Below are 24,266 nucleotides of genomic sequence, written 5' to 3'. Positions count from 1 at the left end.
AGATACGCATATGAAACTCGTTATTGCCTACTTTCGGCCCGAACAGCTCAATGCCGTCAAGCAGGCCCTCTATGCCAAGGGCGTCCACGGCATGTCCGTCACCAACATCGCCGGCTCCGGCCGCCAGAAGGGCTATACGGAACAGTACCGCGGCGTTATCGTCGAAGTGAACCTGCTCAAGAAAGTCCGTCTCGAAGTGGCCGTTGCCGACTCCAAGGTCGCCGAGGTCATGGACGCCATCACCACAGGCGCGCAGACCGGCAAGGAAGGCGACGGTATGATCTTCGTCCAGGACATCGTGGACGCCCGCCGCATCCGCACCGGCGAATCCGGCACCGGTATCCTCGGCTAGACGTCAGGATTCGGTCGTAACCCGAAAAACAAAGGCCCTTCCCGCCGGCGGGAAGGGCCTTTTGCATTGTCGCGACGCTGTGTTGCGCCGCGTTTGTGAAACGGGTCGAAACTCAAGCGATCGCTGCGCCATACGGCGCACTGCCGGCGGGGGCTACCGGATTTGCACCAGCGGCCAGCGCTGCGGCGGCACATAGGCCTTTGACGTGCGGGGGCACTCCTTTATGCGCAGTTCCACAAGTGTCGCGTCCCCGCCCGGCGGGAAGGCGTACACGGCCCGCGAACCGCAATCGCCCGCACCGCGCGCCTTGGTCAGCAGGGTCAGCTCGCCTTTCGCGGCATCGAAATCCGGCTCTCCGACGAGTTCTTCCTCGAGGGTGGGCGGCGCATGCGCAGCACTGTCGGCAACCGTGGGGAAGCGCAGCGTCTTGCCCGGACTGCCCGGTTTCTCCTGAAGCACAGCCGTGAACATGGATTGGTAGGCCGCCCGGTCGCATTGCACCAGGTACAGCGTCCGGCCTTCCTGCAAAGGGAAGGTCTCGACGCCCGGGCCGGTTACGGGAACCTGCATGCCCTCGGGGGAGAGCATCTCCTGATAGGACGCCTCGCAGGTCGCGGGCCAGTGGAGCACGGCCCGCAGCTTGGCACGATCCTCCAGAAAGCGTTGTCGCGCCGCCGCCTGCGCCTTGCGAAGGGCGTCGAGCCGGGCGGCAAGATGCTTTTGCAAACAGGCGGCGTCCGGGCAGGCGTTTCGGACCGACAGCCACTGGCGCTGGGCGGCGCGTAGCGCTGCCTTGTCCTGGTCCGGGGTCGTCGCCAGCAGATCTGAAAAGGCGTCGGCCATGGCGCTGTCGGCCTCGCGCAGGGCAGGATCGGCGCAGATGGTTTTCTCCACCGCGGTGGCGGCCTTGGCGCAGTCCATGCCTGCGGCCAGGACCGCGCCGGGCGACGGACAAAAGCAAAAGGAGAGCAATACGGCCCTCAGGAGGAGCGGCGCGAGCCCGTGCAGGGCATGGCGATGCCGCGGGCGGCTCACGGCTTCTCCTTGACGTAGCGGGCGATGCCGATGGCCTGCCTGCCGCCGGCATCGTGGCTGTAGATGAGCTCCAGGGAGCCGTCAGGCAGCAGGCGGCCGTGGAAAGCGCCTTCCTCCTCCAGGATGTGCACGGTCACGTTGTCGTAGGCCACAAGTCCCATGATGCGTTCCTGGTGCTTGTCGCTTTTCTTGACGCCGAGAAAACGTCGGCCTTCCTGGCGGGTGATCTCCATGACGAAGGCGCTCTTCACGAAGCGCGGCTCCTGGTCCGCCTGGGGAAAGTGGCGGCTGCCGGTGGTGATGCCTTCGTGGTCGACGGTGCGCCATACGCCGCGCAGGTCGGGAACGTCGGCGGCGCGGGCGGCAGTGGCGCAACAGAGCAGGGACAGGGCGAAAAGGACGGCGAGTCTGCGCATGGCGGGTCTCCTTGTCACGGGTTGCCGGCCCGGTGGTCTTGCGGGAGGGCGCTTGGCCGGAGTGTGCTTTTTTCCCCCGGGAGCGCGGTCGCGTCAAGGCCGGCCCGTGTTTTTCGGTGTGGGGATGTGGCGCGTGGTTTACGCCGGGACGGGAATCTGTTACTGACTGCCGCTTACGGCCTGATTGGCTCAACCTCTTCCCACCGGCACGGTCCCCCTTGCGATACAACAAAGCCATCGTCTGGCTGCTTTGCAGCAGCGTCGCCCTTTTGACCTTTGCGGCATTCTATTACAAGAGAGGATGGGATACCGTAGACGGGCAGTTGCGGGAAATAGCGACCAACGTCAATACGGTCAACGAGGTTATGAACGACCTTGGCGGATTGTACAACCGGACGCGATCCGGCATTATATTGAAACAGCTGCTGTCCCTTGATGCCCCCTTTGTCGTCGTGTTCGGCGACAGCATCGTCGAGCAGATGTATTTCCCCACCTTGGACGGTCTCAATGTCATCAATACGGGCATATCTGGTTCAAAGGCCCTGGAGTCCCTGCCGTTTCTGCGTCAGATCCTGGCGGATTCGAAGGGGCCGCTGGTGATCGTGTCCATGGGCGCCAACGATGCCTTCGGGAACAATGTGGCCACGCCCGAGCGCTTCGCCGCCGGCTACGAAGCCCTCGCCCGCTCCGTTCTCGACAGCGGCCGGGTGCTCGTGCTCGTCACCCTGCCGCCTATGGAAACCGGAAAGTTCGCTGCGGACAAGTTCGATCACGCCAGCATTCCGGCCTACAACGACCGCATCCGGGAGATCGGACAGCGCCTGGGCGTGACCGTGGCCGACGTCGACGCCGTGCTCGAGACTTGGCGCAAGGGCCAGCCGGACGGCTTTACCGTGGACGGCGTGCATCTGGGCGCAAAAGCCGCCGCGGTCTGGCGCGACACCGTTTATGCTGCGGCCCGCAAGGCCCTGGCCACCGGCAAGCCCTGAACGAGGCCGATTGCCGGTTCGCGCGCATCTCTTCCGGTTCCGCGGATTCTAAGCAGTGCGATTGCACTGCGGCGCGTGAAATGTCTTTCAGGCGGTACCTGCGGGCTTTCCTTTCTCCCGGGCCTTTGGCATAAGGCGGCCGGAAGCAGAGAGCATGATGACCTTCTACGAATTCTCCACGAATCTGTTCGATCCGTTGCATTCCTTTTGGGAAAACCCCAAGACGCGGCGCGCGGTGGCCATGAGCCAGGTCGCGGCGTTTTGCATCGGCCTGATCGGCATAGAATTGAACCGCCGGGGACTGGTGCCGCCGGTGCTGGCCAGACTTACGCCCACGTCCCATTTCTACGCCATCAACCTGGCCTTCACGCTGGTGCTCATCCAGGAGGTCGTGGACCTCATCTTCGTGCTGCCTTGTTCGGTGACCAAGTCCCTGGGCAAGCAGTTCGAAATTCTGTGCCTGATCCTGCTGCGCGACGCCTTCAAGGAACTGGTTCACCTCCACGAGCCCATCATCCTCATCGAATCCGTCCACGTGCTTTTGCCCATGCTCGCCGACGGCGCGGGTGCGCTGCTGTGCTTCATCGGCCTTGGCATGTATTACCGCCGCTACAGCAAAAAACCGCAAGCGCCCAAGGGGCCGTGGCTGTATCCCTTTGTGGCCAACAAGAAATTCCTCGCGTTTTGCCTGCTCGTCTTCTTCCTGACCTTCGGGTTGTGGGTCGCCTGGCAAAGCGCCCTCACCGGGGAGGCGCACGACTTCTTCACGGTCTTTTACACCGTGCTCATCTTCAGCGACATTTTCATCGTGCTGCTGTCCCACACCTACCAGCCGGCTTTTTACTCGGTGTTTCGCAACTCCGGCTTCGCCCTGGCCACGCTTTTCATTCGTTTCGCACTGGCCGCCCCGGCCTATTACGCTCCCTTGCTCGGCGTGGCCGGCATGGTTTTCGCCTACGGCGTGGCCGCGGCCAGCGAGAGCTTCGACAAGCGCAACTGACCACGGCGCGATCGCGCCGCTTTCCCGGGAGGCGATACATGCAGGAACCTGTCACCCTGACGCCTATCGGCACCATCCGTTCGCCCTTTACGAGCCTGTCGGGCATGCCCATCCAGCCGGGCGGGGCGCGCGACGTCCTGGGGCGGCTCGAACTCGATCCGGCCCTGGCTCCGGCCTTGGCCGACCTGGACGGCTTTTCCCACATCTATCTCCTCTATCTGTTCCACGCCTCGTCGGGCTACGACCTGACCGTCACTCCCTTTCTCGACCGCACGCCGCGCGGGCTTTTCGCCACGCGCGCGCCCAGGCGTCCCAACCCCATCGGCCTGTCCGTGGTCGAGGTCGTCTCCGTCGCGGGCGCCGTGGTCCAGGTGCGCGGCGTGGACGTGCTCGACGGCACGCCGCTTCTGGACATCAAACCCTACGCCCCGGGCTTCGACGCCCCGGGCGCGGCCGTGCGCTGCGGCTGGATGGAAGGCCGCGACAGCGACGTCGCCGGCCTGCGCAGCGACGGCCGTTTTGTGCCCAAGAGCTGAGGCTTTTCGTCGCCTTCCCGATTCCGCTTCGTTCGCATCGCGCAAAAAAAAGGCCGCCGCCCCTCATGGGCGACGGCCTTTGTCGTCGTTGCGGCCTGCGCGTGAGGCTCAGGCGGACAGATCGGTGAGCGCCCCGCGCCGGATTTCCGCCAAGGCGGGCATGGCTGCGGGCATCTCCGCCTCGGCCCGGGTCAGGTCCGAAGGGGAGGTGATGGAAAAGGGACGCCGCGTAGCGGGCTCCAGCCCGTCGGCGAAGGCGATGGAATGGTAGCCGTCGGTGACGCCGACCACATACTGTCCCATGACTCCCCTCCTTGCCCCCGCATCCTGCCCTTGAAGCGGCTTCGCCGTGCGCCGGAGTCCCGTGGGGACTCCGGCGGGTGGCAGCCTGTTGGCCGTCGGAGGCTCATCTCATGAGAGAGAGGCGATACGCTCCCGTTTTGCCAGGACGCTACTTGGCCACGTCGGCTTGCAGCTGCTTGGCCATTTCCGAGATCTTGGCCATGGCGGCCTTGTGCTCGGCCGCATCGAGGCCTGCGGCCAGGCGATCGGCCGCGGCGGCGAACTCCGCCACCTTGTCCGCTTGCATCTGTTTGCGGATCTTGGCCGGCAGGCCCTCGAACTGGGCGATCTTGGCGTCGAGCGCCGCGACCTTGGCCGGCACGTCGGCGACGGACTGGGCCACGCTCGACAGTTTCGCGTCAAGGGCCACGTAGACGCCGAAAGCCAGGACGATGGCCAAAATGGCCAGCGCCAGGCCGGCCCGCGCCGAATTGGCCGTTTCTTTCGCTTCCACAACGGGATTGTCCACTTTGCTTTCCACATCGTCGCCGTACAGGGCCCGGACTTTTTTCTCCATGCCAAGCATAAGGCGGTTCCTCCGTGGGATAAATTGGAATGCGATTCTACATACCCCAAAGTGCTGTTCGCTACAATGAAAAAGAAAGCAACATCCCGATTCCGCGTGACTTTTTTCATCAGCTATAGGTGAAAACCGAGTGAACGCTCAGCCGGTGCCGCAGGATGCCGGCGGGTTTTTCCCCCTGAAACGAAGAAATTGACGCGAACTGGCTGGTTCCTGTCCGCTTTGCATGGACTGATGGGCTTTGCGGGCGGCGGGGAACGCCACCGCGAAAAGGGGAGAACCGACATGATCCTGCGCTGCCGCCTCTGCCATGCCTCCATCGCCGCCTTCGATCCCGCCGACCTCCGCCTGCCGCTTCTCGGCGCCATGTTCGGTCCCCTCGAGCCCGGCTTCCCCCCGCCCTTTGATCCCGAGGCCGCCTTCGCCCACGCCCGCTGCCCCTACTGCGGACACCACCCGCAGGGCTACGAGCCGGCCGGCGCGGACAGCCTCGAAACCGACGCGGGCGCGTTCGTGCTTCCCGCCGCCCCCGCAACCCCGGCTACCCGTCGCCGCAAGGAGGGAAAATAATGGCCGTTGCCGCCTGCTCCGGCGAACTGCTGCCCCCGGCCGAGCGCCCGGATCTGGTCGGACCGCGCGTTTTCGAGCTTCTCGAGGCCGTGGTCGCCGACAAGGCCCGCCTGGGCCTGGCCGAAAAATGGACCAGTCATTACCGCCTGGGCCGAAACCGCGCCTGGCGCGGAACAGCCCCGACCGGCGCGGCCTCGGCCAACCTGCTGCACCTGCACCGCCAGCGCACCGTCAACATGCTCACGGACAACAACCCCACCTTCAACGTCACGCGGGTGGGCCCCAACGGCGATGATACGCTCTTTCGCACCCTGGAGCGCGCCGCCGCCTGCTGGTGGACCGAACAGGAGCAGCAGGCCGTGTTCGAGCGCTCGGTCCTAAACGGCGAGACCTACGGCGTGGCCGTGGAAAAGGTCGTCTTCGACCCGGACCTCGAGTACGGCCTCGGCGAGGTGCGCACCGTGGTCGTCGATCCCTTCGCTTTCGGCGTGTTCCCGACCGACTGCCTGGACCTGCGCGACGCCGCCGCGGTGCTGCATTTCACGCCCATGCCCCTGCGCGAGGTCGCACGCCGCTGGCCCCAGGCCTCCGGCAAGATCCAAAGCGACGCCGCGCTCCTGGCGAGCCTCGGCGACAACCGCCAGGAAATGGCCACGGGTGACGGGTCCCGGCGCGGGCTCTTCTCGCGCTTCGGCGAGGTGCTCAGAAGCCTTGCCGGCGCAAGCGGCGCGGCGGCTCCAAGCGAGGACACGGCCCTTGTCTGCGAATGCTGGGTGCGCGACTACACCATGACCGGGGACGGCCCGCGCTATCCGGGCTCCATCCGCTGCGTCACCGTGGCCAGCGCCGGGCGGCTCGTGCTCGACGACCGGCCCAATCCCTCGGTCAATCCCGCCCTGGCCCCGGACGAGGCCATGGCCACCTACCTCTACGACCGCTTTCCCTTTGCCCTGGCCAATTCCCTGACCGATCCGGTCAGTCTCTGGGGGGCGTCGGATTTCGAGCAACTCGCCGAGTTGCAATACGAAATCGACAAGTGCCTCGCCCAGCTCACCTCCCACAAGGACCGCTGCGCCCGGCCGAAAATCATCAACCCCCGGGACTCGGGCGTGGCCAACGCCGCCTTCACCAACCGCTTAGGGATAGTCAACCCCACGTCCATGGCCGCGGCCCAGGGCATCCGCTACCTGGAATTCGTCAACAACACCAAGGACATCGAAAGTGTTCTCGCCCTCTACCGCGAGCTGTTCAGCCAGATCTCGGGCTTGTCCGACCTGGAGCGCGCCGCCGCGCCCGACCGGCCGGTCATCGCCTACCGGGCCATCGCCGCGCTCATCGAACAGGCCGCGACGCTGCTGCGCGGCAAGATCCGCAACTACTCGCGCCTCATTCGCGAACGTGGCCGGATGTTTCTGAGCCACATGCAGAACTGGTACACCGAGGAACGCTGGATCAGCTTCACCGAGGAGGGCCGCGCCGCCGTGGCTCCGCTTCACGGCGCGCGCTGCCGCGTGCCCGCCCGCCTGACCGTCGTTTCCGGTTCCACCATGCCCGTGTCCAAGGTGCAGCAGCGCGAAGAGGCCCTGAGTCTCTATCAAATGGGGGCCATCGACCGCCGCGATCTCCTCGAAAAGCTCGACTGGTCCGGCCGCGCCGCCGTGCTCGGGCGCATGGGCGAGGGGGGAGATGGGGGAGGAGGAGAGAAAAGAGGAAAGATGCCTCCGGCGGCCGGGGGGGATTATCCCCCCCGGACCCCCGAGAAGGAGGGGGAGGGGAAGCATGCCGCTTTATGACTTCGAGTGCCGGGTTTGCGGGCGGGTGTTCGAGGCCATGGCGGGCATGGAGGAGGTCGAGGCCGTATGCGCCTGCGGCGGAACGGCGAAACGCCTCGTCTCGGTGGGACGGGGCTACCGCGCCGACGCCGACTGGCTTGGGTCCGTGACCGCCGTGGTCGAGAAGGACTCGCCCAAACCCCACGTACGCGCCTTTCTTGCCGACCCGAGCCGCGCCAACTACCGCCGCTGGATGGCCGGCGAAGGCCTGCGTCCCCAGGAAGCCGGGGAAGGCCGCCGCGCCCCCGCGCCCCGGCCGGAGATCGCCCGGGAAGTCCTGGACCGCTTCGCCGCGCGCCGCGCCGCGTCCTGATCGCGCCCTCTCGGCCGCCGGCCTCCGCCAGGGGCCTTGAGCATACCAACCGTCAACCCGAGAAAAGGGGAGGTTCATGGAAGCCACTTTCGTCGCGCCGCCCGAACCGGCCGTGTCCGTCGATCCCGGCCTGTCCGCCGTGGAACCGTTTTTCGCCGAACTGGAAAAACGCCTGGACGCGCTGCTCGAAAACCGCCTCGACGCCCTGGACGCACGGCGTCGCGAAGTCGAGCGCCAGTCCCTCATGGACCGTTTCGTGGCCGAACACCCGGATTTCCGCAGCCTGGCCGCGGACGGCTCCCTGGAGGCACAGCAGCGCGCCAACGGGCTCCTCGACGACGTGGGCGCGTATTTCGCCCACCATCTCCAGGCCGAGCGCCAGGAACACGCCGCCGCCCTGGAAACGGCGCGCCAGGAAGCTGCCGCCGCGGCCGAGGCCCGGGCCATGGAACGCTTCCGCGCCAAGGGGCTGGCGCGCACCTTGAGCGTCGCCCCGGCCGACGCCGGGCGGGGACGCGGCGTCGATCCCGACCTGGCCGCGCCCGAGAAGTTCGGCGGCGTAAATGCCGTCCTCGCCGCCCGTCTTGCCGCCCGCCGCCAGTCCGCCGGCGTCTAACCCCAAGGAGGAGACCGCATGTCCCTTTCGATGACCGAAATCGAGTCCATCACCAGCGACTATTTCGCCGCCGCCGGCGGTAAGGCCGTGGACATCTACTTCCGCAACTCCTTCCTCCTGGACCTGCTCATGAACCGCCAGGCGGGCCTGTTCGAGCGGCCCGGCGGCGGTGAGAGGATCCGCGTGCCGCTCAACTACTCCGACGCCGAGGGCGGCTTTTTCACCCGCTCGGACACCTTGTCCAGCGACGACCGGGTCACGGTCAACGCCGCCGCCTATAACTGGAAGCACGCCTACGGCAACGCCACCGTCTACCTGACCGACGAGGTGGCCGCCGCCGGGGACTATGCCGCCGTGCAGTTCGTGACCCAGAAGATCGAGACCGCCCAGCGCACCTGCTCGAGCTGGCTCGCGGCCACGCTCTATTCCGCCGCCGGCGACGAGGCCCCGACGCTCACGGGCCTGCGCGCCCTGACCAGCGCGGACGCCGACAAAGCCTACGGCGGCATCGCCGAAAACGACCTGCTGGCCGCCGACGGCACCAAGCCCTGGAAGGGCGTGACCGTCTCCGACGCCGCGACCGTGAGCCTTGAGGTGCTCCAGGAGCTGCGCAGCGCGGCCAAGGTCTCCGACGGCCGCGACGGCAAGCCCAACATCGCCGTCACCACCGAGTCCCTCTACAACAAGGTCTCGCGCATCCTCCAGGTACAGCAGCGCTTCGTCACCGACGACGGGGTGGCCAGCGCCGGCTTCACCCACCTCGTCTACGAGGGCATGGTCGTGGCCGCCGACGACTACTGCCCTGCCGGCCACCTGTTCGCGCTCAATACCAACTACCTGGGATTCGCCGTGCACCAGAACGGCTTCTTCGCCCGCCAGCCCTGGGTGGATCTCGCCGGACCGGCCGGCCGCTCCATGAAGATCCTCTGGCACGGCAACCTCATCTGCTCCAACCGCCGCGCCCACGCCTGCCATTCCAACCTGTCCTAGCCTTCCCCCAAAAACGTCGACAAACGGAGGAAAACATGGCCCAGCCCATGAAACTGAGCTTCACCCAGGACGTGGCCGAAACCTCGCCGGCCAAGCGCGAAGCCGTAGGCGCGCTGCGCATCACCGCCGACGGCCGCAAGTTCCGTTACGCCAAGGCCGGCGCGGCCTCGCTCGCCGCCGGCACCCTGGGTCTGGCCCCGGCGGCCGTGGCCGCGCACCAGAACCTGGCCGCCACGCCGGCCGCCGTCGGCGACCGGGTGCTGTCGCTCACCGTGGGCGCATCGGCCGTGGCCGAAAACGCCTACGAGGACGGTTTTCTCCAGGTGGCCGACGCCGCCGGCAAGGGCATGCAGTGCCGCATCCTCTCCAACACGGCCTGCGCCGCGGGCGGGACGGTGGTGTTGACGCTGGCCGAGCCGCTTCGCGCCGCGCTCACGGTCGATTCCAAGATCTCCCTCGTGCCCTCGCCCTGGGGCGGGGTCACGGCCTCGGCCACGGAGGAGAATCTGCCCGTGGGCGTTGCGCCCTGCGACGTGCCCGCCGGGCACTACTACTTCGCCCAGACCGGGGGCGTGGCCTGCTGCCTGGCCGCCGGCGCGGCTCCGGTCGGCAGCATGCTCGTGCCCGGGGCCGCACCCGGCAGTCTGTCCGCCATGAACGCGACCCTGGACACCGACCAGCCCGTGACCGGTGTGGCCTTTGCCGCCGCCTTCACCGACGGCCGCTGTCAGCCCTGCTTCCTGACCCTCGATTAGTCCCTGTCGCCCCCGAACACGCAACTGCCAACGATAGCGGAGGAAGCCAGACATGGCCGAGGCTCGACTCTTTCTGCCCCGGACGGCGGCCGAGGGGATGCGCAGCGCCTGCCCCGACGCCCTGGGCGCGCTGGTGGCCGAGGTGACGGCAATTGTGGACGACCCCGCGGTCGGCGAAGAAGAGGTCGCGCGCGCCTTGCTGCGCGGGCTTCTGGGTGCCGCCGCGGCCACGCGCCTGCCGGCCCTCGCTACCGAATCCCGGCTCCCCTTCGGACCGGGGCAGGAACATGCCGCGCTGCCGGCGGACTTGCAGCACGGCCCGACCGATGCCTTCCTCCTCCCCGGGCGCGGCCGGATCCGCATCCTGTCCGATCCGGCCGCGTTGCGGCGGACCTCGCGCCTTGCCGCCAACGGTCCCGTGCGCTTCGCCGCCCCCGGCGCGGGAAGGCTCCATGTGCTGCCCGTGCCGCAAACGTCCGTGGAGATCGCCGTCGGCTACTACCGCCTGCCCGACCCCCTGGCCGGGTATGCCGACAAGCCATCCTGCCTGCCGCCGCACCTGGCCGGGAGGCTCCTCGTCTCCTTTGCCTGCCGGGAGCTTTTCGAGCGCCTGGAGGAGGGGGCCGAAGGCAGGAAACCGCAGACCCAGGCTTATGCCGCGCGCTACGAAGCCGCCCTGGCCGAGCTGGTCGGGCTTTACGGCCCGGCGACGGTCCAGGCCGAGCCCGTGGACGTGCCCGGCGCCTTCGGGGAGGGCTGGCTGTGAGCCGGGAGTGTCGCCTGACCCGCTGCCTCGGGCTTGGCGCGTCGGCGTCGCCCCTGGGGCTCGCCTGCGACCCGGACAAGGGAACCTATGCCCTGGCCGAGGCCGTCAACGTCGATGTGGTCGATGGGAGGCTGAGGAGCCGGCCGGGGTACGTCCGGCTGGGGGAGGGCGGTTACGAGGCCCTTTTTGCCCACGACGGCGACCTCTATGCCGCGCGCGACGGCGCGATCCTGCGTGTCCCGGCCGGGGGGCAGCCGCGCGTGCTGCGCGAGGGCCTGACCCCCGGCGCGGACGTCGCCTTCCTCGGCGTCGGCGCGGACGTCTACTTTGCCAACGGCTTCGAAAATGGCCGCATCCGCGACGGCGCGGCCGAGCCCTGGGGCGGCGGGCGCTATCCCGGTCCGGACCGCCACGGGCGCTACGTCGCGCCGCCCGCCGGGCATCTGCTGGCCGCGTTCGCCGGCCGGATATGGATCGCCGACGGCGCGCTCGTGCGCTTCACCGCCGGGGCCGGGCTCAACGACTGGGTCGATGCCCTGGCCGGCTACCTGCCGCCGGCCACGGGCCGGGTGCGCATGCTGCGGCCCGTGGCCGGAGGGCTTTTCGTCGGCGACGCCGCCGGCGTGATCTTCGCCGCCGGCACCGACCCGAAAACCATGACCTTTGTCCGGGCAAGCCCCGTGCCACCCCTTGCCGGCAGCGACGCCGCCCTGGCCGCCGGCCGCCATGATGCCGTGGCCGGTCGGGAGCTCACGGGCGACGCCGCCGTCTGGGCCGGCCGCGACGGCGTGTACCTGGGCCTGCCCTCGGGCCGGGTCACGCGCCTGGCCGCCGCCCGCATCCCCGCCGCCCGGGCCCGCGCCGTGGCCGGGAGTGGCCGATACCTGTTGTTCCTCAAATCCTAGGCATTTTTGCCGCAACCTCTTGCCGCAAGGAGCGCCAGCATGGCCCTTCGTCTCTCCACCGGTCTTCGCAACAAGCTGCTTGGCACCTCGGGATTCAAAAGCATCATGCAGTACGGCGTGATCCGTCTCTTCCCGGGCGTGCAGCCCTCCAGCGCCGACGACGCCGAGGGTGCGACGCCGCTTCTGGAAATCACCGTCTCCTCGGGGACCTTCAGCCCCGGCACCGGGGAAAACGGCCTTAACTTCGACGACCCGGTCGACGGCGCGTGCGCCAAGGCCGCTGCCGAAGTCTGGTCCGGCGTGGCCTCGGCCACGGGCACGGCGGGCTGGTTCCGCTTCTACGCCACCGACCGCACCACCGGCGCGGACACGACCCATGCCCGTTTCGACGGTTCGGTCTCCACCTCCGGCGCGCAGCTCAACATGAGCAGCACCGCCATTACCGCCGGCGCGACCACCACTATCGACAGCTTCACCGTGACCATGCCCGCTTCCTAGGCGGAGGCGACCGGTTGCGGCGCGGAGCCGGGGAAGGTGTTTCCCGGCTCCGCAGGGAAAACGCGGGAACCGCGCGCATGCGGTGGAGAAGGCCATGTCCGAGATCTACCCACAGTCCATGCATTGCCGCTTCGAAGGCTTTCCGGCCCGCGTGCGGGTCGCGTGCGGCCGGGCGTTTTCCGAGGCCCGGGCCACGCCCTATTCCTTCGGCAGCCGGGTGAACCTGGCGCAGACGCCCAAAAGCGGCGTCCTGCAGGGTGCCTGCGTCTCCGGCCAGGCCCTGCCCAGCCTGGAAATCATTTATTCCGACACCGGCGACGACGACGTGTTCGACCTCAAAGTCTCTCACTACGGCTACGGCCGCTTCTACCTGCCGGACGCGGATTCCACGCGTTACGCCTTGGCCGTGATCAAGGGCGTACGCGTCGAGGCGCTCGGCATCCGGCGCGCGTTCGAGACCGTGGACGTCTGGGACACGCTCCTGGCGGCCGACACCGATCTCGACGACGTCGCGTCCCAGGGTGCGACCGTCCAGGACGCCGACGCCTCGAGCGGCGTCGCCGTCACCTGGTTCGTCGGCGACATGCCGGCCGGGGGCCTTGTGGTCACGGGACGCCTGCAACTCGGCGGCGACACCGCACTGCTGTTCTAAGGAGAGGCCATGCAGACCCTTGCCCTCTACCGGGAAACGGCGGACGGCCTCGTCACGGTCACGCCCGATCCCTACGATCCCCAGTATTATCGCGACCTGCTGCTCGCCCGGCGCTTTGACGACGTCCCCGGCTGCGTCCATGCCGACGCCGACAGGATCTGCCGCACGCGCGGCGAAGTCTTCTATTCCTCCATGGAGGTGGAGAATCCCAACGAGGTACACAACTTCCTGATCGGCAACGGCGACCTCTACAACGGCAGCTGGATGCCTAGTCCTCGTAACGCCGTGCCTGAATACGTGGGCTTGCGCTTCGAGGAACCCGTACTCGTCACCAGCTTCCAGTTCTCTTCCGTGGCCTCCATTTCCTACAACTGTCCCATGAGCGCCGCGCCCTGCGGCTATCCCACGGATTTTTCCCTGGAAGGCTCCAACGACGAGACGGAGTGGGCGACGCTGCTCTCCATGACGCAGTTTGCCGGCATGCGCGTCACGTTCTCGAGCCCGTACTATGACGAGGATTGCGACTGGTGGGACGACGGCGTCTTTCTTTCGGATCGCATGGACATTGCCGATCCGCGCCACTTCCTGGCCTATCGCATGGTCGTGCGGGCGTTCAAGCCCAACATCAAGGGCATCTACAACGTGGCGGAACTCGTCTTGTACGGGGATTTTTAAGGCCGTGGCCGCAACGCTCGGAACAAAGGCACAGGTGACCTCGATGCCACAGCAAACGGACACGGCGGCGCGCCACGTGCCGCCTCTGGCGACGCCGGAGACGCTGGCGGCGCTTGCCGCGTCGGAAAGCGGGACGGGTGCGCCCGTCCCCGACCGCACCGATCCCTTCGCCCAAACGCGTTTCGTGTGCGTGCGCCACGGCGGCGGGCGCGGCGTCGGCATCGGGAGGCCCCATGCCCGCCCTTGAAGACTACCTCTATTCCGTCGAGCCACTGGCCGAGGAAGCTCTCTCCGGCACGGGACTCGTCCCCGTGGGCTGCGTCGTCGCGGCCAGCGGCACGTGCGGCGTGACCACGGCCGAGGGTGGCCTGCCCCTGCCCCTGCCGCAGGTCGCCGCCGTCGGGGATTGGCGGCCGCTTGGCGCGTGCGCGCTGCCGGCGTGCGGCCTGACCGGGGCTGTCGCGGGCTGGGTCCATAACGGGGCGACGTGCGCCATGCCCATGCCCGGAACCGTTGGCGCGGCCTCCCCGGCCATCCTGGTTTCCCTTGTCGCAACACCCCTTTTCGCCGTGGCCGCAACGGGCGGCACGGCGGCCGTGACCCTGCCGGGCACGGCCGCGGCGGCGCAAAGCGACGCCAACCGCAACGGCGATACTGCCCTGGCGCTTCCCGCTCTCGGGAGCAGGGCTTTTGCCTGCGGCCTGGACAATCCCGTGGTCAACGCATCGGGTTCCGCGGCGGTGGTGGCCTTGCTCGGCCAAGGCGACTCCGAACTTGCGGCCCTGGCCGCGACCCTTGCCGCTGGTGCGACGGGGCGCGACGCCGTGGCCGTGGCGCTGTGCGACGCCGTGGCCCGGGCGGTCTCCTACGTGGCGGAGGAGGACGGCGCGGACGTCTGGAACTGCGCCCTGGGCACCTATTCTCTGGGCAGCGGCGACTGCGAGGACGGGGCGATCCTGCTCCACGGCCTGCTGCTCGCCGCAGGGATTCCCGCCGACCGCGTGGTCACGGCCTTCGGCCGGGTGGGCATCGACAAGATCGGCCATGCCTGGGTCGCCTACAAGCGCGAAAGCGATGGCCTGTGGACGGCGCTCGACTGGACACTCGGCCCGGACCAGGGCGCGGTCGCCGCGCGGCCGGTCCTGGGTGAGGCGGCCTACTACGGTCTGGTCGATTACGCCCTGACTGCTTCCGCTTTTTTCACCGTGCGCGCCACCGCGGCGGCGTTTTTCGCCCGGGCGGCGGCCGATGCCGTGCTGTTGCCCACCCTGGACTTGGTCGGCGAGGCTTCGCTTGGCGCGCGGGGCGCGGTCGAGGTCGCCTCGGGATTTCTGGCGTGCCAGGCGGCGAGCGCGGCTGCCGGGGCTTGCCAATTGCCTGCGCCGGTTGCGCTGGCTTCGGCCGGATCGGCCTGGGGGCAGGCCGCGCTGCAGCGGCCGGGCGTGGTCGGCCTTGTCGGCGCAAGGGGCGCTGTGGCGACACCCCTGGCGACGCTTTCTGGCCTTGCCGGTTGCGCCGGCCGGGGCACGTGCCGCTTGCCGCGCCAGCGCGCGGCGGCGGATGCTCGGCAGCGCACGGCCGCAGCTGCCGGTGCGCGCCTGCCCCGCGCCCGGGCGCAGGCGTGGGGGCTTGCCGGCATGCTGGGCCGCGGCGGCTGCGCCTTGCCGTCGTCTGTCGCGCGCCTGCACGGCCTGGACGGTCTCCTGGCCGCAGCCGCCGTTGGGTCGCCGCTGCCGGACTGCCTGGGCCTTGCCGCGCCGCTTCGTTTTGCCGTGGCCGCGGCCTTTGCCCAGGCGCTGGCGGTCCGGGGCGAGGCGGTCGCGCCGGGAGAGGATTTGGAAGCCTATGTTTTCGATCCCGCCGCCGGGGAGGAATGGGTATGACGACCACCTTGGGATTTTCCCTGGAACTTTCAAGCGGCGCGCTTACGACCCATGTCGGCCTGCCGTCCGGGGCCGCCTGCGTCCATGACGGCGCGGTCCTGCTGGCCGATGCCGACGGGCTTTACCGCGTGGGCGGCGACGACGACGCAGGCGTCGCCATTGCCGCCCGCGCGGCCCTGCCGGCCACGGATTGCGGCCTGCCCGGGGCCAAGCGCCTTGTGGGCGTGGCCGTGGAAGGCGTCGTTGCGGGCGAACTGGCCGTCTCGGCGCAAAGCGGGGCCGACGCGTCGCTTTGCGGCCGGCTCGGCCCGTCGGGGGAAGGCAATTTCCCCGGCCGGGCCACGGCGCGGCTCGCGCGCGGCTATGGCACGGCCTGGCGGGTGGCGCTTGAAAACGTGGACGGTGCGGCCCTGGACATCGGGGCCATTGCCCTTGCGGTCGTGCCCCTTGACCGGAGGCGGCCGTGAACGCGGATGGGCGGTCGATGGCAGGCGCGCGCTCCGTGGAGGGGCTCTCTGGGGCGGAAGGCGGTTTCGATGCTTTGGAGCTTTCGGAACTTCGGATTCCGACGGCCCGGGAGCTAGCGGATTTCCGGCCGACGGCGCGGCTGCGTGTCCCCGGCGGGCTCGCCGGCGCGGGCCTCGAGGACGGCGAAACGTACCTGGCCCGGCTGCGCGCGCGGGCGTTGCGGGAACTGGGCGTCATGCACCGGGAAAACGTCTTCGAGCTGCCGGTCTTTTCCCGCACGGTGCGCCTGCCCGGCGGCGAAACCCTCGTCTGCCGCCGCAACGGGAGCCTCGACAGCGTGGACATCCTCGCTCCGGCCGGGTGGGAGGCCGCGCCGCGTCGCAGAGCCTTGCCCGGGACACAAGTGCGCGAGGCGGGCTCTTTTTTCGCCATCCCGGACTGCCTGGCGCGATACGAAGGCGGAGACGGCCTGGAAAACGCCGTGACGGACGGAACGCTCGCCGGCTGGAGCCTGGGCCTTGGCGACGCCGTGACGGTCGTTGCCCCGGGCGAGGTCGGCCTGGCCGAACCCGAGGGCCTGCCCGAAGCCGGCATCGCGCGTCGGCGCGGCGTGTTCGTGCTGCCGGGCGGCGCGGCCTCGGGCCTGCTTTTCGGGCGCGACCACATCCCGGACGACGCGCCCTTTTCCGTGAGTTGCCTGGTGCGGCTGCGCGAAGCCCTGGACTACGACTACACCTACGACGCGCGCGGCGTGTACAACCCCTTTCGCGTCTATTTGTTGCAAAGCGCCGACGGCGCGGACTACACCTGGGAGTGCCCGGGCTCCATCTCGCCGCTGCTGGGGTTTTGTTCGCCGCACCTGCATCCGGACTGGTCGGCCACAGTCACCTATCCCTGGGCGCCCTGGAATGCCGACTACGCCGCCTATACGGAAACCCTCCTCGGCGCGAAGCGTGTGGAAACCGCCTGCGACGGCGCGCCGCTTCTTGCCGGCGAGGCCTATGCCGACGCGCGCGGCGCGGCCTATCCCCATCCCTGGGGCTTCGTGATCGGCCTGCAGGCGGCGGGGCTTTTCCTCTACAACGGCGATCGGCTCCTCGGCGCGCGCCTGTCCCGCTTCGAAAGCCAGTTCGGCTACGCCCCGGCGGTCAGCGATCCGATCGCGCGCGGCGTGTGGCACCATGTGGTCATGACCCATGCGGCGGACGGAGCCGTGCGGCTCTACGTCGCCGCCGCAGACGCGGCCGACGCCGTCGTCTACGCCGGACGCCAGCCCCTTTGCGCCATGGACGCGGCCTGCGCCTACCAGGCCAGCGGCGTCAACGCCTGGACCCTGCACAACGGCGCGACCGACGCGGCCATCGGCGCATACCGCATGAATCCGGTCATGGACGTCTGCCTGCCGCGCTTTTTCCACTACGCCCTGTCTCCGGCCCAGGCCTATTTGCTGCAACTCGAGGCGCTGACCGGCCTGTTCGTGGCCGACGACCATGAGGCGTCCCAGGCCGCCGCGTTGGGCCTGACCGCCATCACCATCCCCAAGGAGGCGTCATGAGCGATTCCACCGGCGCGGCCGGCATTGTCCGCAACAAGTTCGATACGGCACAGAACTACGCCAGCGACGCCTGGTATTCCGCGCTGACGTTCCTGGAGCGTCTGGGCGGTGTGGCCAAGCTGACGTATCCGTCCGTGGACCTGCCCGAACTGCCGCGCACGCCGGAATACCCCGGCGTGCCCGACGTCCCGGGGCTTGCCGCCGTCGTCGTCGACGACGTGGCCGCGCCGGAGGCGCCGGAGTTTTCCACGTCGCGTCTCGACGGGTTTTCCGTGCCGGACTTCGCCGTGGTCCCGCCGGAAGTGATCCTGCCCGAGGAGCCGGACCTCGCCTGGCCCGAGGCCCCGAGCGGCGCGCCGGCCCTGGCTGAGATCGAAACGCCCGCCGATCCCGCCATCGTGCTGCCGGATCCGCCGGTTTTCGATCCCGTGGCCATTCCCGAACTGCCCGGCCCCATTACCCCGACCTTCGAGGGCGAGCGGCCACCCATGCCCGAGCTCCTCGCCCCGGGCAATCTCTTCGTCATGCCCCGCGAGGCGGCCTACGATTCTTCCCTGCGCCAGGCGCTCGCCGCGCGCCTGGAAGGGGAGGTGCGCGCGGGCGGGGCCGGGTACGGCCCGGAACTCGAAACGCGGTTGTGGGAGCGGGCGAAAAGTCGCCTGGAAGACGAACTGGCGACGCGGCTCACCGAGCTTGCCGACGGCTTCGCCGCCCGGGGCACGGCCGCTCTGTCCGGCCCCCTGGCCGACGCCCTGCGCCAGGCCTACGCCGCGCACGCCGACAAGGTCGCCGCCGGCAACCTGGACATCCTGGCCAAACAGGCGGACATGGCCGCGCAAGAAGGCAGGGCCGCCGTGAGCGACTCCCTGGCTCTGGAGGCGCAGGGCATCGAGCTCTTCAACCAGTCGGCCGCCCGCGCCTTCGACGGGGCCAAGGCCCTGGCGCAATACGGCTACGAGGCTCTGCACGCCGAGGTGGCCGTGCACAACGCCCAGCTCGCCCGCTACCAGGCCGACGCCGCCGTGTTCGAGGCGCGCATCCGCGCCGCCCTGTCCGAGCTGGAGACCTACAAGGCCCGGCTGGAAGGGGCGCGGCTGACTGGCGAGGCGCAAAAACGCGCCGCCGACCTTTACCTGGCCGAGCTTTCCGGCGCGTCCACGCTCGTTGCGCTCTACAAGGCACGCATGGAGGGCGCGGCGGCCAAGGCGGCCGTGAGCCGGGACCGCATCAGCGCCTACGAGGCGCAGGTGCAGGCCTACGTGGCCACGGTCAATGCCAATACCGCCCGCTACAACGCCCAGGCCGCGGCCATGGCCGGCCAGGAGGCCAAGGCGCGGGTCTATGCCGAGCAGGTGCGCGCCTACGGCGAGCGCGTCGCCGCGGCCAAGGCTGCGGCCGAAACACGGCTTGCCGTGTCCGCCGAGGAGAACAAGGTCAAGCTCGACGCCTACAAGGCCGACGTGAGCCGTTACGAGGCCGACCTGGCCAAGGCCCGGGCCGCGGCCGAAGTCCTGCTCAAGGACAAGGAACTCTCGCTGCGCGCCTACGAGGCCGGGCTCGCCGCCCGCCGCGACGCGGCCGACCTGCGCTCCAAGGACCATGCCGCCCAGGTGGACGCCTACCTCAAGTCCGCCGAGGTTTCGATCAAGGAAGCGGACATGCTTCTCCAGAACTCGCTCGGCGAACTGCGCCTGGAGGCGGAAAAGATCCGCTCCGGCGCGCAGGTCTCGGCGCAGATGGCGGCCAGCGCGCTCAGTTCCGTCAACGCCTCGGCGCAGATCGGCTACAGCGAGTCCATCGGACAACGCACAAATACGAGCACGACGGAGTCCACCCAGCGCTCGGTCAGCGAAGCAACGTCAAAATCCAGCGGTTACCGCGAGAGCTACAACCACAACTACAATTACAAGGTCTAACGCAACAACGCACGACAGGAGGGTTTATGGCCAATCGCATCTATGCGTCCTGCAAGCGGGGGTTTGGCGAAGGGATGTTCGCCCTGGGTTCCGACACGCTCAAATGCGCGCTCCTGACGCACGCCTACGTGCCGGATTCCGGCCATGCCACGTTCGCCGACGTGGTCGCGGCCGAGGTCTCGGGCGCGGGCTACGCCACAGGCGGCGCGGTCCTCTCCGGCGTGACCTGGGGCGTTTCCGGCGACGCCGCCGTGCTCGACGCCGCCGATCCATCCTGGACCGAGGCCACGGTCACGGCGCGCTACGCCGTGGTCTACGCCGCCAAGACGGCCGGCGGCCTGACCAATCCGCTGCTGTGCCTGCTCGATTTCGGCCAGGACGTGGGCGTGACCGGCGGCACCTTCTCCGTGACCTTTGACGCGGCCGGCGTCCTGGTTCTGGAGTAGCCGTGGCGACGCCATGGCTGGACGGGATCGCGGCCTGGACCGATCAGGCGGCCGGTTTCGGCGGGGGAGCCGTGGCCACGGACATCGCCGCCTGCCGCGCGGCATTGGTCGCCGCGGGCGTGACGGTCGCGGGCCGCGCCGGCTGCGCGGCGGCGGCCTGCAAGGCGGTTTGCGGTTCTGTGACCACGGCAGGCGCGGCGCGCGCGGCCGCTTCCCGTGCCTGGACCAGGGCGGCAGCCGGTCCGGGAAGGGGAGACTCCCTCGCGGCGGCGAACGCTTCGCCTGCGCAGGCACAAGGGCATACCGGGACTGCCGGCTGGCGCGGCCGAACCGTCGCGAGACCGGGCGCGGCCGTGCTTGCCCTGACGGCACCGCAATCCCTGCCCGGAACCGGGCTGCGCGCGGTGGCGCGGTTGGTTTCGCCCTTTGCGACCCGCATCGCGCTCGGGAGCGCCGTGGCCCCGTCCGTCGTCCTTTCCTCCCTGGTCGCAATCGAACAAACCTGAGCGGAGTCGCAATGGACAGCATTTACCAAGGCGATACGGGCGTCGAACTGCTGGTGGACTGCGGCCGGGACATCGCCGGCGCGGGCGCGCCGGCCCTGCTCGTGCGCGCGCCCTCGGGCGCGGTGCGTGCCTTTGCCGGCAGCCTCGTGGAAAAAGACGGCGTCACGCGCCATATCCGCTACGTCACGAAGGCCGGCGACCTGGCCGAGGCCGGCGTCTACCGGATCCAGGCCTCGCTGACGCTCGGCGGCTGGGCCGGCGTCGGCCGCACGGCGTGCCTTGCCGTGCGCGCGCGGTTCTCCTGATCTTCGTCGGAGCCAGCCACACCCCAACATCCTGCTCGGACCGGATTTGCGGAGGGAGCCTTATGACCGCCAGTTTCCTGGAATCGAACGCTTTTGCCGTCACGGGCGATCGGACGGCCGAATTTTCGCCCGGCGTGCGGATTTTTGCCGACTGCGGCGCGGACGGCGCGCGCTACGGCACCGTGGCTGCGGCGCTCTACGTCGCCGATGCGGACCGGACCACCGTGACCCTGACCCTGGATGCCGACGGGCTTACGGCAAATCTTGCGGCCGTGCTCCACGGCAACGACATCCCGGCGTCGCTGGCCAACCATGGGCACACGGGTACGGCCGATGGCGGCGTGGTGGCCCACGGCGCGCTTTCCGGCGTCGGGGCCAACAGCCATGCCGTCATCGATGCGTTTCTCGCCTCCAAGGCCGCCGCATCCGGTCTGGCTTCCCTTGATGCCGCTTCCCGCGTCGTGCAGGACCAGGCAAACGCCACGGCAACACCCGGCGGGACGAAAATCGTCATGTCCGACGCGTCGGGAACGGTCGACGCCTGGGTTTCCGACGCCGCGACAGGCGGCAAGGGCAAGGTGCAGCTGGCCACGGTGGCCGAGACGCAGGCAGGTGCCTGCGTCGATAAAGCCGTCACCCCGGCCGGGCTTGCCGGATCTGCCAAGGGGCTCATCGCCGCGGACACGACACTCCATGTGGCCACGACAGGGAGCGATTCCACGGGTGACGGTTCGTCGAACGCCCCTTTCGCCTCCATCTCCCGGGCGCTGGCAAGCATCCGCAACAAACTGATCGCCTCGGGCGTGACGGTGACGATCCAGGTGGCGGACGGGACGTATTTGGTGTCGAGCACGATCACCATCGACCATCCCGACGCGGACAAGATCCAGATTCTTGGCAACACATCGACCGAAATGACTGTGCCCATTGCAAGCATCGACACCACGGCCAAGACGATCACTGTGGCCGGCGACCGAACGGGCGTCCTGCAGGATGGCGACATTTTCGGCCTGACTGGCAGCAGTACGAGTGGCCTCAAGGGTGGCTATCTGGCCTCCGGGGTGGCTTTCGACGGCACAAACACCGTCATCACGTGCGCGGCGGAAACGATTGCTTCGGCCACGGTCGGCGGCGGCAGCATCGTCATCAAGCCGTGCAATCGGTGTGTGCTGTCCGGCGCAAGCGGACTGGTGATGATCGACATCCTAAAGGGGCTCAAACTGCTGGCGGGGATACGCATCGATCAGTCCGGGACAGCGACGGCCGTGAAAGCCCGGAGCCAGGGCAAAACGTTTGTCGGTAGTCTCATCGTCTACGGAGGACAAAACGGGATTTTCGCACAAGAAGCGGCAAGCGTCGGCGTGCAAGGCGGCGTGATCAAGGGCACTCAATATGGACTTTACGCGTATATCGGCGGCATCATATCGGTAAACGTCCTGACGATTGTCGATAACTGCACCACGATAGGCGTCCGGGCGGCCAGCTGGTCCAATATCCTGGCCGTTACGGCGTACATGATTACGCGAGGGAATGGCACGGATTATTCTCCTGCCTTGAATACGGTCGGAAACAGCAACTCCTATATATCGTCATCTTTCTAGGTGGGAATATGCAACTCATCATCTTTGACAATGACATTGTGGCATATCATGGCGACACCCAGAATATTTCCGGCCTCTATCCTGGTTGTTTAGTTCTCTCCGTCCCCGACGGCACACCCATAGAGATCGGGCAGCCCTGGGCGATCGACCTTGATGCGGCCAGGACTTCCGCCTGCGCGGCCATCGATGCCCAAGCCGAGGGACTGCGCCAGACGGTGCTGACGCCCGGTGCCGGCCAGATGGCCGCCTACCAGGCCAAGGAGGCGCAGGCTACGGCTCTGCTTCAGGACCCCACGCCCACCGAGGCCGAGTATCCGGACATTTTCAACGAGATCGGCGTGACCGCGGACAGCGCGGCGGAAGTGGCGGCGGCGGTGCTGGCCGCAGCGGAGAAGTGGCGCGATTACGGCCGGCTGGTGGAGCGTGCGCGACTGGCCGGGAAAAAGGCCGTCCAGGAGGCTGCGGATGCTGCGGGCATTATCGCGGCCCGCGACGGCGTGGCTTGGCCCCTTGCCTGAGGGCTGCCCGCCCGTCTTGAAAAAGCGTGGCGCATGGCCTAGGAAACGCGGGTAGGGCCGCCGGCTCCTGGACACCCGGCCGGCCCCGGAGCCCCATGGAAAAACCGCGCATCATGTTCGTGGACGACGACCAGGAAATCCTGGCGGCGTATGCGCGCGCCTTTCGTAAAAGCTACGACGTCGAGGTCGCGGCCGGGCCGCAGGTCGGCCTGGATATGCTGGCGGCAGGCCTGGACGTGGCCGTGGTCGTTTCGGACCTGCGCATGCCGGGCATGGACGGGGTGGAGTTTCTGGGCCGGGTCAGGGAGTTGCGCCCCGATGCCGTGCGCATCATCCTGACGGGGTTTGCCGACATCGCCGTGGCCATGGCCGCGGTCAACAAGAGCAAGGTGTTCAGCTTCCTGACCAAGCCCTGTCCCGAAGAGGACCTGGCCGAGGCGCTGACCGCCGGCTTGCGCCAGTACCAGTTGCAGGCCGCGGAAAAGGAGCTGTTGCGCGGCACGGTGCGCGGCACCATCAAGCTCCTGACCAACCTGCTCGAGATGGTGAGCCCGGAGGCGTTCGGCAAGTCCTCCCGGGTCAAGCGCTTGACCATGGAACTGGGCGCGTATCTGGGCTTCGAGGACGCCTGGCGGCTGGAACTGGCAGCCATGCTTTCCCAGATCGGCTGCGCCGGCCTGCCTGCCGACATCCTGCGCAAGGCCTACCGGGGTGAACCTCTGCCCGGGGACAAGGCCTACCAGTTCGCCATGCATCCCAAGGTCGCCGCGGACCTCGTCGCGAACATCCCCCGCCTACGCGAAGTGGCGGAAATCATCGCCTACCAGGAAAAACGCTACGACGGCGGCGGATTGCCTCCGGACGGCGTCAAGGGGGAGCGCATCCCCCTTGGCGCGCGCATCCTCAAGGTCGCCCTCGATTTCGACACCCTGGAGGCCCTGTACCGGTTCAAGCGCCAGTCGGAAAATGCCGTGACCGAGAGCCTCGAACGCATGTACGGCCGGGAGGGCTGGTACGACCCCGAGGTGCTTGATGCGCTCGAGTCCTTAGCGACCATGCCCGACGGCTACGAGCCCAGGCTGGTTTCCGGCGACGGGCTTGCGGCGGGCATGCTTCTCGATCAGGATGTGGCGGACCTCAAGGGCGAACTGGTGTTCGGACGGGGGCTCGAACTCAATACCCTTTCCATTCGCCGCCTGCTCGACCTCGGGGCCGTCTCAGGGAAAAAGGCCCGCTGGCGCGTGCTCGTGCCGCCGGCTGAAAAGCTGGCGTTCGCCAAGATTCTGGACGGATAGCAAGACCG

The 24,266-nt window shown here is 68.4% G+C and carries 30 protein-coding genes; 26 read left to right on the top strand and 4 right to left on the bottom strand.

What is annotated here, in order from left to right:
* Nucleotides 1–10: 10 nt before the first annotated feature.
* A complete protein-coding gene (locus tag Q368_RS0114105; RefSeq protein ID WP_029459703.1) occupies nt 11–352 on the top strand; it encodes a P-II family nitrogen regulator in 342 nt (113 codons plus the stop codon).
* A 153-nt stretch (nt 353–505) separates the two neighbouring features.
* Here the strand turns inward: Q368_RS0114105 and Q368_RS0114100 are convergent, their stop codons facing one another.
* Both Q368_RS0114100 and Q368_RS0114095 read right to left on the bottom strand, forming a co-directional pair.
* A complete protein-coding gene (locus Q368_RS0114100) occupies nt 506–1,387 on the bottom strand; it encodes a DUF1176 domain-containing protein (protein ID WP_245611350.1) in 882 nt (293 codons plus the stop codon).
* Nucleotides 1,384–1,803 (bottom strand): DUF2147 domain-containing protein, encoded by a 420-nt coding sequence (locus Q368_RS0114095; RefSeq protein ID WP_029459701.1) that lies wholly within the window; start codon nt 1,801–1,803, stop codon nt 1,384–1,386. Before Q368_RS0114095 ends, Q368_RS0114100 begins: the two co-directional genes overlap by 4 nt.
* Nucleotides 1,804–2,021: 218 nt before the next feature.
* On the opposite strand from Q368_RS0114095, the gene Q368_RS0114090 reads away from it, so the two are divergent.
* From Q368_RS0114090 to tsaA, 3 genes are all read left to right on the top strand, one after another.
* A complete protein-coding gene (locus Q368_RS0114090) occupies nt 2,022–2,792 on the top strand; it encodes an SGNH/GDSL hydrolase family protein (protein ID WP_029459700.1) in 771 nt (256 codons plus the stop codon).
* 154 nt (nt 2,793–2,946) lie between these two features.
* Complete coding sequence (locus Q368_RS0114085; RefSeq protein WP_029459699.1) at nt 2,947–3,792, top strand: hypothetical protein; 846 nt, start codon at nt 2,947–2,949, stop codon at nt 3,790–3,792.
* 38 nt (nt 3,793–3,830) lie between these two features.
* A complete protein-coding gene (tsaA, locus tag Q368_RS0114080; RefSeq protein WP_029459698.1) occupies nt 3,831–4,328 on the top strand; it encodes a tRNA (N6-threonylcarbamoyladenosine(37)-N6)-methyltransferase TrmO in 498 nt (165 codons plus the stop codon).
* Between the two features lie 108 nt (nt 4,329–4,436).
* On the opposite strand, the gene Q368_RS0114075 is transcribed toward tsaA, so the two are convergent.
* Together Q368_RS0114075 and Q368_RS0114070 are read right to left on the bottom strand one after the other, a co-directional pair.
* Entirely contained in the window at nt 4,437–4,631 is a 195-nt protein-coding gene (locus Q368_RS0114075) for a hypothetical protein (protein ID WP_029459697.1), read from the bottom strand.
* A 148-nt stretch (nt 4,632–4,779) separates the two neighbouring features.
* Nucleotides 4,780–5,196, bottom strand: a complete 417-nt coding sequence (locus tag Q368_RS0114070) for a hypothetical protein (RefSeq protein ID WP_029459696.1) — start codon at nt 5,194–5,196, stop codon at nt 4,780–4,782.
* 282 nt (nt 5,197–5,478) lie between these two features.
* Between Q368_RS0114070 and Q368_RS0114065 the strand changes: the two genes are divergently transcribed.
* The 22 genes from Q368_RS0114065 to Q368_RS0113960 all read left to right on the top strand — a co-directional run bounded on the left by Q368_RS0114065 (nt 5,479) and on the right by Q368_RS0113960 (nt 24,258).
* The gene (locus Q368_RS0114065; RefSeq protein WP_029459695.1) at nt 5,479–5,763 is read left to right on the top strand and encodes a hypothetical protein; all 285 of its coding nucleotides are present in this window, start codon (nt 5,479–5,481) and stop codon (nt 5,761–5,763) included.
* Nucleotides 5,763–7,556 carry a portal protein gene (locus Q368_RS0114060; RefSeq protein ID WP_029459694.1) on the top strand — a complete coding sequence of 598 codons (1,794 nt, stop codon included), beginning with the start codon at nt 5,763–5,765 and terminating at the stop codon, nt 7,554–7,556. The genes Q368_RS0114065 and Q368_RS0114060 overlap by 1 nt, the downstream gene beginning before the upstream one ends.
* Complete coding sequence (locus Q368_RS0114055; protein WP_029459693.1) at nt 7,543–7,908, top strand: zinc ribbon domain-containing protein; 366 nt, start codon at nt 7,543–7,545, stop codon at nt 7,906–7,908. The genes Q368_RS0114060 and Q368_RS0114055 overlap by 14 nt, the downstream gene beginning before the upstream one ends.
* Nucleotides 7,909–7,984: 76 nt before the next feature.
* Nucleotides 7,985–8,524 carry a hypothetical protein gene (locus Q368_RS0114050; RefSeq protein ID WP_029459692.1) on the top strand — a complete coding sequence of 180 codons (540 nt, stop codon included), beginning with the start codon at nt 7,985–7,987 and terminating at the stop codon, nt 8,522–8,524.
* Between the two features lie 18 nt (nt 8,525–8,542).
* Nucleotides 8,543–9,514 carry a phage major capsid protein gene (locus Q368_RS0114045; RefSeq protein ID WP_029459691.1) on the top strand — a complete coding sequence of 324 codons (972 nt, stop codon included), beginning with the start codon at nt 8,543–8,545 and terminating at the stop codon, nt 9,512–9,514.
* 35 nt (nt 9,515–9,549) lie between these two features.
* Nucleotides 9,550–10,269 (top strand): hypothetical protein, encoded by a 720-nt coding sequence (locus tag Q368_RS0114040; RefSeq protein WP_029459690.1) that lies wholly within the window; start codon nt 9,550–9,552, stop codon nt 10,267–10,269.
* A 52-nt stretch (nt 10,270–10,321) separates the two neighbouring features.
* Nucleotides 10,322–11,035 carry a phage adaptor protein gene (locus tag Q368_RS0114035; protein WP_029459689.1) on the top strand — a complete coding sequence of 238 codons (714 nt, stop codon included), beginning with the start codon at nt 10,322–10,324 and terminating at the stop codon, nt 11,033–11,035.
* Nucleotides 11,032–11,940 carry a hypothetical protein gene (locus Q368_RS0114030; protein WP_029459688.1) on the top strand — a complete coding sequence of 303 codons (909 nt, stop codon included), beginning with the start codon at nt 11,032–11,034 and terminating at the stop codon, nt 11,938–11,940. Before Q368_RS0114035 ends, Q368_RS0114030 begins: the two co-directional genes overlap by 4 nt.
* A 39-nt stretch (nt 11,941–11,979) precedes the next feature.
* Nucleotides 11,980–12,438, top strand: coding sequence for a hypothetical protein (locus Q368_RS0114025; RefSeq protein WP_029459687.1), 459 nt, complete (start codon nt 11,980–11,982; stop codon nt 12,436–12,438).
* A 94-nt stretch (nt 12,439–12,532) separates the two neighbouring features.
* Nucleotides 12,533–13,090: a hypothetical protein gene (locus tag Q368_RS0114020; protein WP_029459686.1), complete on the top strand. Its 558-nt coding sequence runs from the start codon at nt 12,533–12,535 to the stop codon at nt 13,088–13,090.
* Between the two features lie 9 nt (nt 13,091–13,099).
* Nucleotides 13,100–13,765, top strand: coding sequence for a hypothetical protein (locus Q368_RS0114015; RefSeq protein WP_029459685.1), 666 nt, complete (start codon nt 13,100–13,102; stop codon nt 13,763–13,765).
* Between the two features lie 43 nt (nt 13,766–13,808).
* The gene (locus Q368_RS0114010) at nt 13,809–14,012 is read left to right on the top strand and encodes a hypothetical protein (protein WP_029459684.1); all 204 of its coding nucleotides are present in this window, start codon (nt 13,809–13,811) and stop codon (nt 14,010–14,012) included.
* Entirely contained in the window at nt 13,999–15,648 is a 1,650-nt protein-coding gene (locus Q368_RS0114005; protein WP_029459683.1) for a transglutaminase domain-containing protein, read from the top strand. Before Q368_RS0114010 ends, Q368_RS0114005 begins: the two co-directional genes overlap by 14 nt.
* Nucleotides 15,645–16,115, top strand: coding sequence for a hypothetical protein (locus tag Q368_RS0114000; RefSeq protein ID WP_029459682.1), 471 nt, complete (start codon nt 15,645–15,647; stop codon nt 16,113–16,115). Before Q368_RS0114005 ends, Q368_RS0114000 begins: the two co-directional genes overlap by 4 nt.
* 17 nt (nt 16,116–16,132) lie before the next feature.
* Complete coding sequence (locus Q368_RS0113995) at nt 16,133–17,671, top strand: hypothetical protein (protein WP_245611349.1); 1,539 nt, start codon at nt 16,133–16,135, stop codon at nt 17,669–17,671.
* Entirely contained in the window at nt 17,668–19,587 is a 1,920-nt protein-coding gene (locus Q368_RS0113990; RefSeq protein WP_029459680.1) for a coiled-coil domain-containing protein, read from the top strand. Before Q368_RS0113995 ends, Q368_RS0113990 begins: the two co-directional genes overlap by 4 nt.
* A 26-nt stretch (nt 19,588–19,613) precedes the next feature.
* Nucleotides 19,614–20,033 carry a hypothetical protein gene (locus tag Q368_RS0113985; protein ID WP_029459679.1) on the top strand — a complete coding sequence of 140 codons (420 nt, stop codon included), beginning with the start codon at nt 19,614–19,616 and terminating at the stop codon, nt 20,031–20,033.
* A 2-nt stretch (nt 20,034–20,035) separates the two neighbouring features.
* Complete coding sequence (locus Q368_RS0113980; RefSeq protein WP_029459678.1) at nt 20,036–20,539, top strand: hypothetical protein; 504 nt, start codon at nt 20,036–20,038, stop codon at nt 20,537–20,539.
* Nucleotides 20,540–20,550: 11 nt separating this feature from the next.
* Nucleotides 20,551–20,844 (top strand): hypothetical protein, encoded by a 294-nt coding sequence (locus Q368_RS0113975; protein ID WP_029459677.1) that lies wholly within the window; start codon nt 20,551–20,553, stop codon nt 20,842–20,844.
* Between the two features lie 62 nt (nt 20,845–20,906).
* Nucleotides 20,907–22,445, top strand: coding sequence for a hypothetical protein (locus tag Q368_RS23210; RefSeq protein ID WP_043786005.1), 1,539 nt, complete (start codon nt 20,907–20,909; stop codon nt 22,443–22,445).
* 8 nt (nt 22,446–22,453) lie between these two features.
* On the top strand, nt 22,454–22,963 hold the full coding sequence (locus Q368_RS0113965; RefSeq protein WP_029459675.1) for a hypothetical protein: 510 nt from the start codon (nt 22,454–22,456) through the stop codon (nt 22,961–22,963).
* A 95-nt stretch (nt 22,964–23,058) separates the two neighbouring features.
* Nucleotides 23,059–24,258: an HD domain-containing phosphohydrolase gene (locus tag Q368_RS0113960; protein WP_029459674.1), complete on the top strand. Its 1,200-nt coding sequence runs from the start codon at nt 23,059–23,061 to the stop codon at nt 24,256–24,258.
* The last annotated feature ends 8 nt before the right edge of the window (nt 24,259–24,266 follow it).

Source organism: Solidesulfovibrio alcoholivorans DSM 5433 (assembly GCF_000702665.1).
GTDB lineage: Bacteria > Desulfobacterota > Desulfovibrionia > Desulfovibrionales > Desulfovibrionaceae > Solidesulfovibrio > Solidesulfovibrio alcoholivorans.
Note: the sequence above shows the minus strand (reverse complement) of the source record. Positions and strands in the feature narration are given on the sequence as shown.